Source organism: Microbacterium sp., from assembly GCF_047971895.1.
Lineage (GTDB): Bacteria > Actinomycetota > Actinomycetes > Actinomycetales > Microbacteriaceae > Microbacterium.
This window is the reverse complement of the sequence record NZ_JBKEAF010000012.1, coordinates 1-15,959: the sequence shown is the minus strand read 5'-3', so window position 1 is coordinate 15,959 and position 15,959 is coordinate 1. Positions and strand designations below refer to the sequence as shown.

General features: G+C 69.5%; 15 protein-coding genes and 1 tRNA gene. 15 read left to right on the top strand and 1 reads right to left on the bottom strand.

Annotated features, from left to right (window positions below; translation table 11 throughout):
* From ACK5IN_RS01805 to serA, 7 genes are all read left to right on the top strand, one after another.
* Nucleotides 1-1,318 (top strand): dihydroxy-acid dehydratase (locus ACK5IN_RS01805; protein ID WP_416894522.1); only part of this gene is annotated, 1,318 nt, incomplete at its 5' end.
* Between the two features lie 45 nt (nucleotides 1,319-1,363).
* On the top strand, nucleotides 1,364-3,166 hold the full coding sequence (locus ACK5IN_RS01800) for an acetolactate synthase large subunit (protein WP_416894521.1): 1,803 nt from the start codon (nucleotides 1,364-1,366) through the stop codon (nucleotides 3,164-3,166).
* A 1-nt stretch (nucleotide 3,167) separates the two neighbouring features.
* Nucleotides 3,168-3,677 (top strand): acetolactate synthase small subunit, encoded by a 510-nt coding sequence (gene ilvN / locus ACK5IN_RS01795; protein ID WP_416894520.1) that lies wholly within the window; start codon nucleotides 3,168-3,170, stop codon nucleotides 3,675-3,677.
* Between the two features lie 68 nt (nucleotides 3,678-3,745).
* A complete protein-coding gene (ilvC, locus tag ACK5IN_RS01790) occupies nucleotides 3,746-4,771 on the top strand; it encodes a ketol-acid reductoisomerase (RefSeq protein WP_416894519.1) in 1,026 nt (341 codons plus the stop codon).
* Between the two features lie 28 nt (nucleotides 4,772-4,799).
* Nucleotides 4,800-5,267, top strand: a complete 468-nt coding sequence (locus ACK5IN_RS01785) for a DNA polymerase III subunit gamma/tau (RefSeq protein ID WP_416894518.1) — start codon at nucleotides 4,800-4,802, stop codon at nucleotides 5,265-5,267.
* Entirely contained in the window at nucleotides 5,264-5,626 is a 363-nt protein-coding gene (locus ACK5IN_RS01780) for a bacitracin resistance protein (protein ID WP_416894517.1), read from the top strand. Before ACK5IN_RS01785 ends, ACK5IN_RS01780 begins: the two co-directional genes overlap by 4 nt.
* A gap of 106 nt (nucleotides 5,627-5,732) precedes the next feature.
* Nucleotides 5,733-7,337, top strand: coding sequence for a phosphoglycerate dehydrogenase (gene serA / locus ACK5IN_RS01775; protein ID WP_416894516.1), 1,605 nt, complete (start codon nucleotides 5,733-5,735; stop codon nucleotides 7,335-7,337).
* A 136-nt stretch (nucleotides 7,338-7,473) separates the two neighbouring features.
* Here serA and ACK5IN_RS01770 read toward each other — a convergent pair whose 3' ends face one another.
* Nucleotides 7,474-8,019 (bottom strand): TetR/AcrR family transcriptional regulator, encoded by a 546-nt coding sequence (locus ACK5IN_RS01770; RefSeq protein ID WP_416894515.1) that lies wholly within the window; start codon nucleotides 8,017-8,019, stop codon nucleotides 7,474-7,476.
* A 33-nt stretch (nucleotides 8,020-8,052) separates the two neighbouring features.
* On the opposite strand from ACK5IN_RS01770, the gene ACK5IN_RS01765 reads away from it, so the two are divergent.
* The 8 genes from ACK5IN_RS01765 to ACK5IN_RS01730 all read left to right on the top strand — a co-directional run.
* Entirely contained in the window at nucleotides 8,053-9,585 is a 1,533-nt protein-coding gene (locus ACK5IN_RS01765; protein ID WP_416894514.1) for an MFS transporter, read from the top strand.
* A gap of 10 nt (nucleotides 9,586-9,595) precedes the next feature.
* Nucleotides 9,596-10,660: a 3-isopropylmalate dehydrogenase gene (locus ACK5IN_RS01760; protein WP_416894513.1), complete on the top strand. Its 1,065-nt coding sequence runs from the start codon at nucleotides 9,596-9,598 to the stop codon at nucleotides 10,658-10,660.
* Nucleotides 10,661-10,709: 49 nt separating this feature from the next.
* Complete coding sequence (locus tag ACK5IN_RS01755) at nucleotides 10,710-11,813, top strand: branched-chain amino acid aminotransferase (protein ID WP_416894512.1); 1,104 nt, start codon at nucleotides 10,710-10,712, stop codon at nucleotides 11,811-11,813.
* A gap of 9 nt (nucleotides 11,814-11,822) precedes the next feature.
* Nucleotides 11,823-12,587 carry a fumarylacetoacetate hydrolase family protein gene (locus tag ACK5IN_RS01750; RefSeq protein ID WP_416894511.1) on the top strand — a complete coding sequence of 255 codons (765 nt, stop codon included), beginning with the start codon at nucleotides 11,823-11,825 and terminating at the stop codon, nucleotides 12,585-12,587.
* A 16-nt stretch (nucleotides 12,588-12,603) separates the two neighbouring features.
* On the top strand, nucleotides 12,604-13,860 hold the full coding sequence (locus ACK5IN_RS01745) for an MFS transporter (protein ID WP_416894510.1): 1,257 nt from the start codon (nucleotides 12,604-12,606) through the stop codon (nucleotides 13,858-13,860).
* A gap of 28 nt (nucleotides 13,861-13,888) precedes the next feature.
* Nucleotides 13,889-15,397 carry a glutamate--tRNA ligase gene (gene gltX, locus ACK5IN_RS01740; protein WP_416894509.1) on the top strand — a complete coding sequence of 503 codons (1,509 nt, stop codon included), beginning with the start codon at nucleotides 13,889-13,891 and terminating at the stop codon, nucleotides 15,395-15,397.
* A gap of 72 nt (nucleotides 15,398-15,469) precedes the next feature.
* Nucleotides 15,470-15,541: transfer RNA gene (locus ACK5IN_RS01735), tRNA-Gln, on the top strand.
* 176 nt (nucleotides 15,542-15,717) lie between these two features.
* Nucleotides 15,718-15,959, top strand: a 242-nt coding sequence (locus ACK5IN_RS01730) for a VOC family protein (RefSeq protein WP_416894508.1), incomplete at its 3' end; no start/stop codon positions are given.

Genomic DNA, 15,959 nt, shown 5'->3' with positions numbered 1-15,959 from the left:
CGACAAGTCCATCCCCGGGATGCTGATGGCCTCGGCGCGTCTCGACCTGTCCAGCGTGTTCCTCTATGCCGGATCGATCGCCCCCGGCTGGGTGAAGCTGTCGGACGGCACCGAGAAGGACATCACGATCGTCGACAGCTTCGAGGGCGTCGGCGCGTGCCTGGCCGGCCGGATGAGCGAAGCCGACCTCAAGCGCATCGAGTGCGCCTTCGCTCCCGGCGAGGGCGCGTGCGGTGGCATGTACACCGCGAACACGATGGCGTCGGTCGGTGAGGCGCTGGGCCTGAGCCTGCCGGGGTCGGCCGCGCCGCCGTCTGCGGACCGCCGCCGTGACTACTTCGCGCACCGCTCCGGCGAAGCGGTCGTGGGCCTGCTCAAGCAGGGCATCACCACGCGCGACATCCTCACCCCGGAGGCGTTCGAGAACGCCATCGCCCTCGCGATGGCCCTCGGCGGATCCACGAACGTCGTGCTGCACCTGCTCGCGATCGCACGGGAGGCGGAGGTCGAGCTCAACCTGCACGACTTCAATCGCATCGGCGACAAGGTGCCGCACGTGGCCGACATGAAGCCGTTCGGCAAGTACGTCATGAACGACGTCGACCGGCACGGCGGCATCCCGGTGATCATGAAGGGGATGCTCGATGCCGGCCTGCTGCACGGCGATGCGCTGACCGTCACGGGCAAGACGCTCGCCGAGAACCTCGAAGAGCTGAACCCCGACCCGATCGACGGCGAGGTCATCCACCGCATCGACGACCCGATCCATGTGACCGGCGGTCTCACCGTGCTGATGGGCTCGATGGCACCCGAGGGCGCGGTCGTGAAGTCGGCCGGCTTCGACGCCGACGTGTTCGAGGGCCCGGCGCGGGTGTTCGAGCGCGAGCGCGCCGCCATGGACGCGCTCGAGGCCGGAGAGATCTCCGCGGGCGACGTCGTGGTGATCCGGTACGAGGGCCCCAAGGGCGGCCCGGGCATGCGCGAGATGCTCGCGATCACCGCCGCCATCAAGGGCGCGGGGCTCGGAAAAGATGTACTACTCTTGACGGACGGCAGATTCTCAGGCGGCACAACCGGCCTGTGCATCGGCCACATAGCACCCGAAGCGGTGGACGCTGGTCCCATCGCCTTCGTGCGCGATGGTGATCTGATACGGGTCGATATCGCCGCTCGCACTCTCGATCTACTCGTCGATGAGGCAGAGCTCGCCTCCCGCCGCTCCGGCTGGGAGCCGCTTCCCCCGCGCTATACCCGTGGCGTCCTCGCCAAGTACTCCAAGCTCGTGCGCTCCGCTGCGGAGGGCGCGGTCACGGGGTAGCTCCGGCATCCGCTTCAGTCCGTCATCGACACGAGGAACCGACACATGTCCGCCGAAACCGCTCCGGCCGTGCCCCGGCCACCCACCCGCACCGCGTCCGCGCCCGTGCTCTCGGGGGCGCAGGCGGTCGTCCGCTCCCTCGAGCTGCTGGGCGTCACCGACGTCTTCGGACTGCCCGGCGGCGCGATCCTGCCGGTCTACGACCCGCTCATGGACACCTCCGAGATCCGCCACATCCTGGTGCGGCACGAGCAGGGCGCCGGGCACGCCGCCGAAGGGTACGCCGCGGCATCCGGCCGCACCGGCGTCGCCATCGCGACATCGGGCCCGGGCGCGACCAATCTCGTCACCGCCATCGCCGATGCGTACATGGACTCGGTGCCGATCGTGTGCATCACCGGGCAGGTGTTCTCGAACCTCATGGGCACCGACGCGTTCCAGGAGGCCGACATCGTCGGCATCACGATGCCGATCACGAAGCACTCGTTCCTCGTCAAGCGCGCCGAAGACATTCCCGCCGCCATCGCGTCGGCGTTCGAGATCGCCGGCACCGGCCGCCCCGGCCCCGTGCTCGTCGACATCACGAAGGACGCCCAGCAGGACGAGGTGCCGTTCGTCTGGCCGCCCAAGCTCGACCTGCCCGGCTACCGCCCCGTGACGCGGGCGCACGGCAAGCAGATCCAGGCGGCCGCCCAGCTGCTGGCCGAGGCCAGGAAGCCCGTGCTGTACGCGGGCGGCGGTGTCATCCGCTCCGGCGCTGCGGACGGGCTGCGGGCGCTCGCCGAGTCGACGGGTGCGCCCGTCGTGACCACGCTGATGGCGCGCGGCGCGTTCCCCGACTCGCACCCGCAGCACGTCGGCATGCCCGGCATGCACGGCACGGTGCCGGCCGTGCTGGCGCTGCAGGACGCCGATCTGCTCATCTCCCTCGGTGCGCGCTTCGACGACCGGGTCACCGGCAAGGCGGCGCTGTTCGCCCCGCACGCGAAGGTCGTGCACGTCGACATCGACCCGGCCGAGATCTCGAAGATCCGCACGGCTGACGTGCCGATCGTGGGTGACCTGAAGGACGTGCTCGTCGACCTCGAGGCGGCGTTCCGCGAGGCGACGGCGGGCGCGAAGCCCGACATCACCGACTGGTGGGCGTTTCTCGACGGACTGCGCGACGAGTTCCCACTGGGCTTCACGCCGACCAGCGACGGGCTGCTGTCGCCGCAGCACGTGATCCAGCGCATCGGTGAGCTGACCGGCCCCGAGGCCGTGTACGCGGCCGGTGTCGGCCAGCACCAGATGTGGGCGGCGCAGTTCATCAGATACGAGCGCCCGAACTCGTGGCTGAACTCCGGCGGCGCCGGCACCATGGGCTATTCGGTGCCCGCGGCCATGGGCGCCAAGGTCGCCGAGCCCGACCGGGTGGTGTGGGCGATCGACGGCGACGGCTGCTTCCAGATGACCAATCAGGAGCTCGCCACCTGTGCGATCAACGACATCCCCATCAAGGTGGCCATCATCAACAACTCGTCGCTGGGCATGGTGCGCCAGTGGCAGAACCTGTTCTACGACGGACGCTACTCGCACACCGATCTGAACACCGGCGCCGGCACGGCGCGCATCCCCGACTTCGTGAAGCTCGCAGAGGCGTACGGGTGCCTCGCGATCCGTGTCGAGAAGGAAGAAGACGTGGATGCTGCGATCAAGACCGCGCTGGAGACGAACGACCGGCCCGTGGTCATCGACTTCGTCGTGAGCGCCGACGCCATGGTGTGGCCCATGGTGCCGCAGGGCGTGAGCAACAGCTACATCCAGTACGCGCGTGATCACGCGCCGGCCTTCGAGCAGGAGGACTGACATGCCCAGTCACGTGCTGAGCCTCCTGGTGGAGGACAAGCCCGGTCTGCTGACCCGCGTCGCGGGCCTGTTCGCCCGCCGCGGCTTCAACATCGAGTCGCTCGCCGTGGGGGTCACCGAGGTGCCGGGGCTGTCCCGCATCACGGTGGTGGTCGACGTGGAGGTGCTGCCGCTGGAGCAGGTCACCAAACAGCTGAACAAGCTCGTGAACGTGATCAAGATCGTCGAGCTCGAGTCGTCGTCGTCGGTGCAGCGCGACCACGTGCTCGTGAAGGTGCGGGCCGACAACGCGACCCGCAGCAACATCATCGAGGTCGTCAACCTGTTCCGCGCGTCGATCGTCGACTACGCGACCGACGCGCTGGTCATCGAGGTGACCGGCGACCGCGGCAAGGTGGAAGCCTTCCTGCGCGCCGTCGAGCCGTTCGGCATAAAGGAGCTGGCCCAGTCGGGCATGCTCGCCATCGGCCGCGGAGGCAAGAGCATCACCGAGCGCGTGCTGCGCAACTGACACCACCCAGAGCAACCCACCCCGTTCCCCGCGCCTGTCGAGGGGCCCGAACAAGGAGAAAAACACGCATGGCCGAGATCTTCTACGACAACGACGCCGACCTTTCGCTCATCCAGGGCAAGAAGGTCGCGATCGTCGGTTACGGCTCGCAGGGCCACGCCCACGCGCAGAACCTGCGCGACTCGGGTGTGGAGGTCGCCGTCGCGCTGCGCGACGGCTCGAAGTCGGTGGCGAAGGCGACAGAGGACGGCTTCGAGGTGAAGTCCGTGGCGGATGCCGCCGAGTGGGCCGACCTGATCATGATCCTCGCGCCCGACCAGCACCAGCGGAAGATCTACGCGGATGAGATCGCCCCGCACCTCACGCCGGGCAAGACCCTCGCCTTCGCGCACGGCTTCAACGTGCGCTTCGGGTACATCCAGGCTCCGGAAGGTGTCGACGTGATCCTCGTCGCACCCAAGGCCCCCGGCCACACGGTGCGTCGCGAGTTCGTGGCGGGCCGTGGCATCCCGGACATCATCGCGGTCGAGCAGGATGCCTCGGGCCAGGCGTGGGACGTCGCGAAGGCGTACGCCAAGGCCATCGGCGGCACGCGCGCGGGCGTGATCAAGACGACCTTCACCGAAGAGACCGAGACCGACCTGTTCGGTGAGCAGTCGGTGCTGTGCGGCGGAGTCTCGCAGCTGGTGCAGTACGGCTTCGAGACACTGGTCGAGGCGGGCTACCAGCCGCAGATCGCGTACTTCGAGGTGCTTCACGAGCTCAAGCTCATCGTCGATCTCATGTGGGAGGGCGGCATCGCCAAGCAGCGCTGGAGCGTGTCGGACACGGCCGAGTACGGCGACTACGTGTCGGGCCCCCGCGTGATCGACCCGCGCGTCAAGGAGAACATGAAGGGCGTGCTGGCAGACATCCAGTCCGGCGCCTTCGCCGAGCGCTTCATCGCCGATCAGGACAACGACGGCACCGAGTTCTACGCTCTGCGCGACAAGGCCGCGCAGCACCAGATCGAAGAGGTCGGTCGCGAGCTGCGTGCCCTCTTCGCCTGGAAGCAGCAGGACGAGGACTATGTCGAGGGCAGCGCTGCGCGCTGACGTTCACCTGCCCGGGTACGCTGGCGGGGTGACTTCGCGAGACGACGCCCTCACCTGGGACGGCGACGACGACCCGACCCCAGAGGTCGGCGACACGCCGCCGGCGTTGCCCGAGGGCTACACCGCCGTGGGCAAGGGCAGCGAGACCGTGGGCCGCATCGAGCCCGACGGCACCGTGACGATGCCCGCCGACCCAGCGCCGATGGGCAACGCGGCGCTCGTCGGGCTGGGGGTGCTCGGCGGTGTGTACCTGCTGTTCACGGTCGGCTGGGTCGTCGGCGGGCTGCGCCTGGGCGGGGTCGCCCAGTTCCTCGTGAGCCCGACGATCTACAACGTGGCACTGTGGCTCGCGGTGCTGGCGGCGCCGATCTGGTTCGGCGTGACCTTCCTGCTCACGCGCGAGTCGAAGACCTGGGTGCGCATCGTCTGGCTCCTCGCCGGAGCGGTGCTGCTCGTGCCGTGGCCGTTCGCGATGGTGGGGGCGGTGGGCCAGTGAGCGAGACGACACAGGATGCCGCGGCATCCCATTCTGCACCGCGTCGCCCCAGAACGTGGGCGATCGTCGCCATCTCGGTGTTCTACGGACTGCTCTACGCGTACGCGGTGTGGAACGCGGTAGCGTTCCTGGTGATGCAGGCCGGCGGACCGCTGGGGCTGAACGCCTACGGGTGGTTCGTGCTGCTGTTGCCGGTGTTCTTCCCCGTGCTCGCGTTCGCCGTGGCCTTTCGCCTGGGCTATCGGCGCGGATACTGGCCGCTCGCGCTCGTCTACCTGGTCGGACTCGCCCTGGTCGCGGTGTTCTGGCTCAACATCGTCGCGTATGCGGCAGCATACGGCGCGTCGCTGCTGGGCTGAGGTCGTCATATGGCGGACGGCGCGCCCGCGCCCCGCTAGGCTGAATCACGGCGCCCCGACGACGTGCGGCGCAGCATCCCGTTCTCATCGTCGGAGGTCTGCATCCGTGTCGAAGCCCGTCGTCCTGCTCGCCGAACAGCTCTCGCCCGCCACGATCGATGCCCTCGGTCCCGATTTCGACGTCCGCACGGTCGACGGCACCGATCGCCCGGCGCTGCTGGCGGCGCTCGCCGATGCGCACGCGGTGCTCGTGCGGTCGGCGACGAAAGTGGATGCCGAGGCGCTCGCCGCCGCCCCGCACCTGAAGGTGGTCGCACGCGCCGGTGTCGGCCTCGACAACGTCGACATCAAAGCGGCCACCGCGGCCGGGGTCATGGTGGTCAACGCGCCGACCTCGAACATCATCTCGGCCGCCGAGCTGACCATCGGGCACATCCTGAGTCTGGCCCGCCACATCCCCGCCGCCGACGCCTCGCTGGCCAAGGGGGAGTGGAAGCGCAGCGCCTACACCGGCACCGAGCTGTTCGAGAAGACCGTCGGCATCTTCGGGGTGGGGCGCATCGGCGGGCTCATCGCCGAGCGGCTGCGTGCCTTCGGCGTGCGGGTGGTCGGCTACGACCCGTACGTGACGCCGGCGCGCGCGCAGCAGCTCGGCGTCGAGCTGCTGAGCTTCGACGAGGTGCTCGCGCAGAGCGACTTCGTCTCGGTGCACATGCCGAAGACCCCCGAGACCACGGGAATGATCGGCGCGGAGCAGCTGGCGGCGATGAAGTCGACCGCCTACGTCGTGAACGTCGCCCGCGGCGGTCTCATCGATGAGGATGCACTGTACGAAGCGCTCACGACCGGCGTGATCGCCGGTGCGGGTCTCGACGTGTTCACCACCGAGCCGCCCGCCGAGGGCGGGTCCGCCCAGCGGCTGCTCGGGCTGCCGAACGTCGTCGTCACCCCGCACCTGGGCGCGTCGACCGACGAGGCGCAGGAGAAGGCTGGCGTGTCGGTCGCCCGCTCGGTCAAGCTCGCGCTGGAGGGCGACCTCGTGCCCGACGCGGTCAACGTCGCCGGCGGCGTCATCGACCCGTTCGTGCGCCCGGGCATCGCGCTGGTCGAGAAGCTCGGCCAGTTCTTCACCGGCCTCGCGCACGGCGCGCTCACCAGCCTCGACGTCGAGGTGCGCGGCGAGCTGGCCGAATACGACGTCAGCGTGTATAAGCTCGCGGCGCTCAAGGGCATCTTCACCAACATCGTGAGCGAGAACGTCTCGTACGTGAACGCGCCGCTGTTCGCCGAGCAGCGCGGCATCGAGACGCGGCTCATCGTCGAGACCGACAGCCCGCTGTACCGCAACCTCACGGTGTTGCGTGGCACGCTGTCGGACGGCACGGTGCTGACGGTCGCCGGGACGCTTGCCGGCACCCGCATGGTGCCCAAGGTCGTCGGCGTCAACGGCTACGAGATCGAGGTGCCGTTCGAGCGGTACCACGTCGTCATGCGCTACGCCGACCGGCCGGGCATCGTCGCGATCTACGGTCAGCTGCTGGGCGATGCGCAGATCAACATCGAGGGCCTGCAGGTCGCTCACCCCGACGCGAGCGGGCGTGCCCTGTCGGTACTGACCGTCGACGCACCTGTGCCCGACGACATCCTCGACGTGATGCGCGAGGCCGTCGGGGGCGATCTCCTCCGCCAGATCGAGATCACCGAGGCGTGATGTTCGTCGCCGTGTAGCGACACCGGGCGATGGCCCGCTACACGTCGTGTCCGTGGGCGTGGTGGTTGAGTGGACGGGCACTCGCTTTCGCGCCCTACCTCAGCTGGCCCCGTACGTCGTGGCCCCGATGACTGGTTCAGTCGCGCGCCGCGCGCTCGACGAGCCCGATGAGGGCGTCGAGCGCCGTGCCCTGCGGTACCGGGCCGCGGATCGATCCGCCGTCGAGCGCATTGTTGAAGTACAGTCCGTCGCTCACGAGCATCACGAGGTCGAGCGCGGTGTCGTCCCGTGTGTGCGGGCGCAGTGCGTCGGCCCACAGGTCGCGGATCTCGCGCAGGGCGTCGCTCGCCGCCGTGCTGCCACCCTGTGCGAGGCGTGCGGCGGCGAGGATCGCGTAGTCGAGGGGTTCGTTCTCCATCACCGACGTGCGCACGAAGTAGGCGATCGGCCCCTCGGGGGCGGCGTTCATGGCGTGCAGGTCGTCGTCGACGAGCATGCGCAGCCGGTCGAGCACGCCCGACTCCAGCGCCTCCTTCGACGCGAAGTGGTAGAGCAGACCGCCCTTCGAGACGCCCGCGGTGCGCGCGGTGGCCTCCATCGTGGCGGCGCGTTCGCCGTCGTCGATGAGGATGCGCTGGAACGCGTCGAGCACGCGTTCGCGGGCGAGGGGAGGCCGGCTCATGCTGATACTATACCGGCTGGACGGTATAGAATCATGAACGCGAACACGACGACCCACCCCGCGCCACCCGCTCCCGCGAAGACCGGATGGCGCGGCTGGGCAGGCCTGGCCGTCCTGATGCTGCCGGCGCTGCTCGTCTCGGTCGACAACACGGTGCTGAGCTTTGCGCTGCCGCAGATCGCGCTCGACCTCGAGCCGACCAGCGCCGAGCAGCTGTGGATCATCGACGCCTACCCGCTCGTGCTCGCCGCGTTGCTGGTGACCATGGGCACCCTGGGCGACCGATACGGCAGGCGACGGATGCTGCTGCTCGGCGCGACCGGGTTCGCCGTCGTTTCGGTGCTCGCCGCGTTCGCGCCCACCGCGGGCCTGCTCATCGCGGCACGCGCGGGCCTGGGCGTGTTCGGGGCGATGCTCATGCCGTCGACGCTCTCGCTGCTGCGCACGATCTTCACCGACCGCGACCAGCGTCGGCTGGCCGTGGCCGTGTGGGCCACGGCGTTCTCGGCGGGCGCGGCGCTCGGGCCGATCGTCGGTGGTTCTCTGCTCGAGCACTTCGCGTGGGGCTCGGTGTTCCTCATGTCGGTGCCGGTGCTGATCCCACTCCTCGTGCTCGCGCCGATCCTGCTGCCCGAGAGCCGCGACCCGAACCCGGGCCGCATCGACGTCGTCAGCATCGTGCTGTCGCTGGCGACGATGGTGCCGATCGTCTACGGCATCAAGGAGCTCGCCGTCGCCGGCATCACGCCGCTGGTCGGTGTGCTGTTTGTCGCCGGCATCCTGTTCGCCGTGCTCTTCGTCCGCCGGCAGCTCCGGCTGCCCACCCCCATGCTCGACATGCGGCTGTTCCGGCAGGGCACCTTCGCGGGGGCACTGCTGGTCAACCTGCTGAGTGTCGTCGCGCTCGTCGGCTTTCTGTACTTCGTCGCCCAGCACCTGCAGCTGGTCGTCGGCCTCAGCCCCATGCAGGCCGGATGGGCACTCGTGCCGGGTCTCGTGGCGATGATCGTCGCCGGGCTCACGGTGGTGCCGATCGCCAAGCGGGTGCCTCCGCGCGTGCTCGTGCCGGCCGCGCTGGTGTTCTCGGTCGGAGGCTACGTCGCGATCGCTTTCGGCGCCGGCGACCTCGCCGTCGTGCTCCTCGCGTTCATCGCGCTCGGCATCGGCATCGGCATGGCAGAGACCGTGTCGAACGAGCTCGTCCTGACCACGGCGCCGCCCGAGAAGGCCGGGGCGGCCAGCGCCGTCTCCGAGACGGCGTACGAGCTGGGTGCCGTGCTCGGCACGGCGATCCTCGGCGGCATCATCACGGCTCTGTACCGCGCGAAGCTCGTGCTGCCCGAAGGGCTGCCGCCGGCGGCGGCCGAGGCCGCACGCGAGACGCTCGCCGGGGCGATCCATGCCGCGGAGGGCGTCGGCGGAGAACTCGGCGCGGCACTGGCGGCCGCGGCATCCCACGCCTTCGACGCAGGGATCGTCATCACGGCGCTGATCGGGGCGGGGCTTGTCGTGCTCGCCGGGGTCATCGCGGCCGCTAGCCTGGGAGGGTCCCGCTCGAAGCCCTAGGAGTGCCCAGATGGAGCATGCGCCGTCGCGTGTCGTGAAGCTCGCCGTCATCCCCGGTGACGGCATCGGACCCGAAGTCGTCGCCGAGGCGGAGAAAGTGCTCGACGCCGTCACGGCGGGCACCGGCATCCACTTCGACAAGACCCGGTTCGCGCTCGGGGCCGATCGCTTCCTCGATACCGGCGACACCCTCACCGACGACGACCTCGACGCCATCAAGGCGCACGATGCCATCCTGCTCGGCGCCGTCGGGGGAGTGCCCGGCGACCCGCGGCTGAAAGACGCGAACATCGAGCGCGGGCTGCTGCTGCGGCTGCGCTTCGAGCTCGACCACTACGTCAACCTGCGGCCCGCGATGCTCTACGACGGAGTGCCGGGGCCGCTGGCCGAGCCCGGCGACATCGACTTCGTGGTCGTGCGCGAGGGCACCGAAGGGCCCTACGTCGGCAACGGCGGCGCGATCCGACGCGGCACCCCCCACGAGGTCGCGAACGAGACGAGTGTCAACACCGCGTTCGGCGTCGAGCGGGTCGTGCGCTACGCGTTCGATCTGGCCGAGCGCCGCCGCAAGAAGCTCACCCTCGTGCACAAGACCAACGTGCTCGTGCACGCCGGCGGCATGTGGCAGCGCATCGTGAACGAGGTGGCCGCAGAGCACCCCGACGTGGCCGTAGACTATCTGCACGTCGACGCGGCCACGATATTCCTGGTCACGAACCCGGGCCGTTTCGACGTGATCGTCACCGACAACCTCTTCGGCGACATCCTCACCGATCTGGCCGGCGCCGTCACAGGCGGCATCGGCCTCGCCGCCTCCGGGAACATCAACCCGGACGGCGCGTTCCCGTCGATGTTCGAGCCCGTGCACGGATCGGCGCCCGACATCGCCGGGCGGCGCACGGCCGACCCCACGGCAGCGATCCTCTCGGTCGCGCTGCTGCTCGATCACCTCGGGCTGCGTGACGAGTCCGCCCGCGTCACCCACGCGGTGGAACAGGATGTCGCCGCCCGCGGTGGCGCGTCGCGCACCACCGCCGAGGTCGGCGACGCCATCGTCGCCCGGTTGCGGGCGTAATCTTTGGATACGAGGATGTCCTCGTACCCGCTGACGTTCAGGAAATGACATGAGCCTCACCTACGACCCCGACACCGGGCTCGCCCCGCTCGAGTTCGCCGTCACCAGGAACCTCGCTGCGAAGTCTGCCGCCGAGCGCGAGCAGCTGCTGGCCGATCCGGCCTTCGGCACGACGTTCACCGACCACATGATCGACATCTGCTGGTCGGTCGGCGGCGGCTGGCACCGTCCGCGGGTGCAGCCGTACGGCCCGCTGGCGCTCGATCCGGCCGCGGCGGTGCTGCACTACGGGCAGGAGATCTTCGAGGGCATCAAGGCGTACCGGCACGCCGACGGGTCGATTCACACGTTCCGGCCCGACCAGAACGGCATGCGCATGCAGCGCAGCGCCCGTCGTATGGCCCTGCCGGAGCTGCCCGTGGCGTACTTCGTGCAGTCGCTGCGCGAGCTCATCGCCGTCGACGGGGACTGGGTGCCCTCGGGTGAGGACCAGACCCTGTACCTGCGCCCGTTCATGTTCGCCAAGGAGGCGTTCCTCGGCGTGCGCCCCGCCAACAAGGCCGGCTACTACCTGATCGCCTCACCGGTGGGCGGCTACTTCAAGGGCGGCGCGAAGCCCGTGTCGATCTGGCTCAGCGAGGAGTACTCGCGCGCGGGCAAGGGCGGAACGGGCGCGGCCAAGACCGGCGGCAACTACGCGTCGAGCCTGCTGCCGCAGGCGCAGGCGTACGAAGAGGGCTGCGATCAGGTCGTCTTCCTCGACGCCGACCGCAACGTGGAAGAGCTCGGCGGCATGAACGTCGTCTTCGTCTACAAGGACGGCACCATCGTCACTCCGCAGTCCGACTCGATCCTCGAGGGCATCACGCGCGACTCGATCCTGCAGCTGGCCGCCGATCGCGGCCACGAGGTGGTGGGCCGCTCGGTGTCGCTCGACGAGTGGCGCTCGGGCGTGGCATCCGGCGACATCGTCGAGGTGTTCGCGTGCGGCACGGCCGCCGTCATCGCGCCGATCGGGGTGCTCAAGGGGCATAACTTCATCGACGAGCAGCCGATCGGCCCGCTCGCGATGTCGCTGCGCGAAGAGCTCACCGATATCCAATACGGCCGCCGGGAAGACCCTCACGGCTGGATGCTGCGCCTCGACGCGTAGGCTGATCGCGTGAGAATCGCGCGCTTCAGCCACCACGACGCCATCCGCTACGGCATCGTCGACGACACCGACCTGGTCGTGCTCGCCGGCGACCCGATGTTCGCGGGGTTCGACACGACGGGCGAGCGGGTGCCGATCGGCGACGTGACGCTGCTGGCACCCGTCATCCCGCGCTCGAAGGTCGTATGCGTCGGCAAGAACTATCACGACCATGCGGCCGAGATGGGCGGCGAGGCGCCGACCGAGCCGCTGCTGTTCCTCAAGCCGAACACCGCGGTGATCGGACCGGGCGACGCGATCGTGCGACCGCCGCAGTCGCACGACACGCACTTCGAGGGCGAGCTGGCCGCCGTGATCGGCCGGATCGCCAAGAACGTGCCGACAGGTGATGCTCTCGCCTACGTGTTCGGCTACACGATCGCCAACGATGTCACCGCGCGTGATCTGCAGCGCAGCGACGGCCAGTGGTCGCGGGCGAAGGGCTTCGACACGTTCTGCCCGCTGGGCCCGGCGATCGAGACCGAGTTCGACGTCGACGGGGCGCGACTGCAGACGCGGCGAAACGGCGAGGTGAAGCAGGATGCCCCGCTCACCGACATGATCCACTCGGTCGCCGACATCATCGCCTACGCGTCAGCCGCCTTCACGCTGCTGCCGGGCGATGTCATCCTCACGGGCACGCCGGCCGGGGTCGGTCCGTTCGACGCGGGCGACACACTCGAGGTCGAGATCACGGGCCTCGGCACTCTGCGGAACCCGGCTCGCGATGCCTAGCCGGCCGGGGCCGACGATGACGGATGCTTCGCCGTCGGCACGCCACGCGCTCGCACCTGCCGACATTGCGCACGTGCAGCGCCGCACCGTCTGGGTGCTGTCGCTCGGCCAGATCCTCGGCGGTCTCGCCTTCGGCGCGACGGTGTCGCTCGGCGCGATCCTCGCCGCCGAACTGTCGGGCGACGACGCCTTCTCGGGGCTCGCCGCCGCCGGGGTCACCCTCGGCACGGCGATCCTCGCGGTTCCGCTCGCGATGCTCGCGCGGCGGCGGGGCAGACGTCTGGCGCTGACGATCGGGATGGCGATCGCCCTCGTCGGTGTCGGGCTCGTCGTGTTCGCGGTGGCCGCGGCATCCTTCCCCCTGCTGCTCGTCGCCTTCGGCCTCATCGGCTCGGGGCAGGCAGCCAACCTGCAGACCCGTTTCGCCGCCGCCGACCTCTCCACCGATGCCACGCGCGGGCGCGATCTGTCGGTGGTCGTGTGGGCGACGACGATCGGCGCCGTGCTCGGCCCGAACCTGCTCGGGCCCGGCGAGGCGCTCGGGCAGGTGTTCGGCATGCCCGAGCTGACCGGGCCGTACCTGTTCACGATCGTCGCACAGGGGCTCGCGATCGTGCTGTACCTCATCGCGCTGCGACCCGATCCGCTGCTGCTCGCGCAGCGCATCGTCGCGGCCGCGGGCGCCACGGCCACCGGCATCGCCCGCGCCGACCGCCCGATGCCGGCCCGGTTCGCGATCTTCGCGATCGCCGCCGCGCACGGCGTGATGGTGTCGGTCATGGCGATGACGCCGGTGCACCTGGTGCGCCATGGTGAGACGCTCTCGATCATCGGGCTTGTGATCAGCCTGCACATCGCCGGGATGTACGCGCTCGCGCCGGTGTTCGGCATCCTCGCCGACCGCGTCGGCCGGGTGCCGACGGTGCTGCTCGGGCAGGGGCTGCTCACGGCGTCGCTGCTCACCGCGGCGTTCGGGCAGGCATCCACCACGGCCGTGACCGTCGCGCTCGTGCTGTTGGGGCTCGGCTGGAGCGCCGCCACCGTCGCGGGTTCGGCGCTGCTGACCGAGGCGTCGTCCGAGGCCTGGCGCACGCGGCGCCAGGGCCTCAGCGATCTGCTGATGAGTCTCGTCGGCGCCACGGGCGCGATCCTCGCCGGGGTGGTTCTCGGCTGGATCGGGTACGGCGGGCTCGCGCTGGTCGCCGGGGTGGCCGTCATCGCCGTGACCGCGCTCGCGCCGACGGGACGGATGCCGCGACCCGCCGCGCGATGACGGCTCGCGGCGGAATAGGATCGAGAGGATGTCTGCCTCACCCGACCCCCGCACCACCACAGCCTCCGGCGCCGATGTGCGCGTGCGGTTCTGCCCCTCGCCCACCGGCCTGCCGCACGTCGGCATGGTCCGCACCGCCCTGTACAACTGGGCGTACGCCCGGCACATGGGCGGCACGCTGGTGTTCCGCATCGAAGACACCGACGCGGCCCGCGACAGCGAGGAGAGCTACCGTCAGCTCGTCGACGCGCTGACCTGGCTGAAGATCGACTGGGACGAGGGTGTCGAGACCGGCGGCCCGCACGGCCCGTACCGGCAGTCGGAGCGAGGGGACGTCTACGTCGACGTGCTGCAGCGACTGGTCGCATCCGGTGCCGTGTACGAGTCGTACTCGACCGCCGAGGAGATCGACGCGCGCAACGAGGCAGCGGGGCGTGCGAAGCAGCTCGGGTACGACAACCATGACCGCGACCTCACCGACGCGCAGAAGACGGCGTTCCGCGCCGAGGGACGTGAGCCGGCGTGGCGGCTTCGGGTGCCCGACACCGACCTCACGTACGTCGATCTGATCCGCGGCGAGGTCACCTTTCCTGCCGGTTCGTTTCCGGACTTCGTGGTCGTGCGCGCCGGCGGCCAGCCTCTGTACACCTTCACCAACCCCGTCGACGACGCGCTGATGGGGATCACGCATGTCATTCGCGGTGAAGACCTCATGCCGTCGACGGCGCGCCAGCTCGCGCTGTACACCGCGCTCATCGACGCCGGCGTGACGACATTCGTGCCGCGCTTCGCGCACATGCCGCTGGTGCTGGGCGAGACCGGCAACAAGAAGCTGTCCAAGCGCGACCCGAAGGCGGATCTGTTCCTGCAGCGGGAGAAGGGTTTCATCCACGAGGGGCTGCTCAACTATCTGGCGCTGCTCGGCTGGTCGATCGCCGCCGACCGCGACGTGTTCTCACTCGACGAGTTCATCGCCGCGTTCGACATCGCCGACGTGAACCCGAACCCCGCGCGCTTCGACCAGAAGAAGGCCGAGTCCATCAACGGAGACCACATCCGAATGCTGGAGCCCGCCGACTTCGCCGCGCGCCTCGTGCCGTACCTCGCCGCGGCGGGCGTGGTCGCCGATCCACTGACGGCGGAGCAGTCCGCGCTGCTGGCGAAGGCCGCGCCACTCGTGCAGGAGCGCATGCAGCTGCTGGGCGACGCGCCCGGGATGCTGCGGTTCCTGTTCACCGATACGGTCGCCTACGACGACGATGCGTTGGCGTCGCTGCCCGACAACGCGGGCGAGGTGCTCGTGGCGTCGGTCGGCGCCCTCGAGTTCGTGCCCGAGGCAGAGTTCACCGCGGCCGCCGTGCAGGAGGCGCTGTCGGTGACGCTGATCGAAGGCCTGGGCCTCAAGCCGCGCGTCGCCTATGGGCCGCTGCGGGTCGCGTTGAGCGGCCGCCGGGTGTCGCCGCCGCTGTTCGAGTCGATGGAGCTGCTCGGCAAGACCGAGTCGATCCGCCGCCTCGGTGCGCTGGTCGAGCGCTGAGCCGCATCGATTCGCGGCCCGGCGCGGGGTGGTCTAGACTAGACCCTCGGTACGGCTTCGGTCGAGCCCTCTTGGGGTATGGTGTAATTGGCAACACGGCTGATTCTGGTTCAGTTGTTCTTGGTTCGAGTCCAGGTACCCCAGCAATAAGAAAATCCCCGCTCAGGCGGGGTTTTCTCTTTCAGTTAGCGTCTGTTCACTGGGCGACTGAACCCTATTCAGTACCTTATCGAGCAGGGACACCGCTGACTGCACCCGCTCACTGTGCCGTGATGTGTACCGGCGCGTGATGTATCGCCGAGGACGAGCGCACCCTGGTGATGCACGCCCAGATCACCACACCGGCAGGTCTGACCTTGATGGCGTCCGGCATCCCGAGTTCGATGCCCCACCAGGAACCGGCGGGCCACTCCGTGTCGCTCAGCGGCGACGACGAGGCAGAGCTGCAGGGCTACTGGGATGCCCTTCTCGACGGCGACACGGTTGTGCTGCCCTTCAAAACGCCGCCCTGGGGTGGCCGCTTCGGAATGCTCAAGGATCGCTTCGGCATCGACTGGATGCT

Bases quoted from the DNA above. Each gene is read 5' to 3' on its own strand.
- ACK5IN_RS01800 (WP_416894521.1), top strand. From the start codon at position 1,364: ATGTCCGCCGAAACCGCTCCGGCCGTGCCCCGGCCACCCACCCGCACC.
- ilvN (WP_416894520.1), top strand. From the start codon at position 3,168: ATGCCCAGTCACGTGCTGAGCCTCCTGGTGGAGGACAAGCCCGGTCTG.
- ilvC (WP_416894519.1), top strand. From the start codon at position 3,746: ATGGCCGAGATCTTCTACGACAACGACGCCGACCTTTCGCTCATCCAG.
- ACK5IN_RS01770 (WP_416894515.1), bottom strand. From the start codon at position 8,019: ATGAGCCGGCCTCCCCTCGCCCGCGAACGCGTGCTCGACGCGTTCCAG.
- ACK5IN_RS01765 (WP_416894514.1), top strand. From the start codon at position 8,053: ATGAACGCGAACACGACGACCCACCCCGCGCCACCCGCTCCCGCGAAG.
- ACK5IN_RS01760 (WP_416894513.1), top strand. From the start codon at position 9,596: ATGGAGCATGCGCCGTCGCGTGTCGTGAAGCTCGCCGTCATCCCCGGT.
- ACK5IN_RS01755 (WP_416894512.1), top strand. From the start codon at position 10,710: ATGAGCCTCACCTACGACCCCGACACCGGGCTCGCCCCGCTCGAGTTC.
- ACK5IN_RS01745 (WP_416894510.1), top strand. From the start codon at position 12,604: ATGACGGATGCTTCGCCGTCGGCACGCCACGCGCTCGCACCTGCCGAC.
- gltX (WP_416894509.1), top strand. From the start codon at position 13,889: ATGTCTGCCTCACCCGACCCCCGCACCACCACAGCCTCCGGCGCCGAT.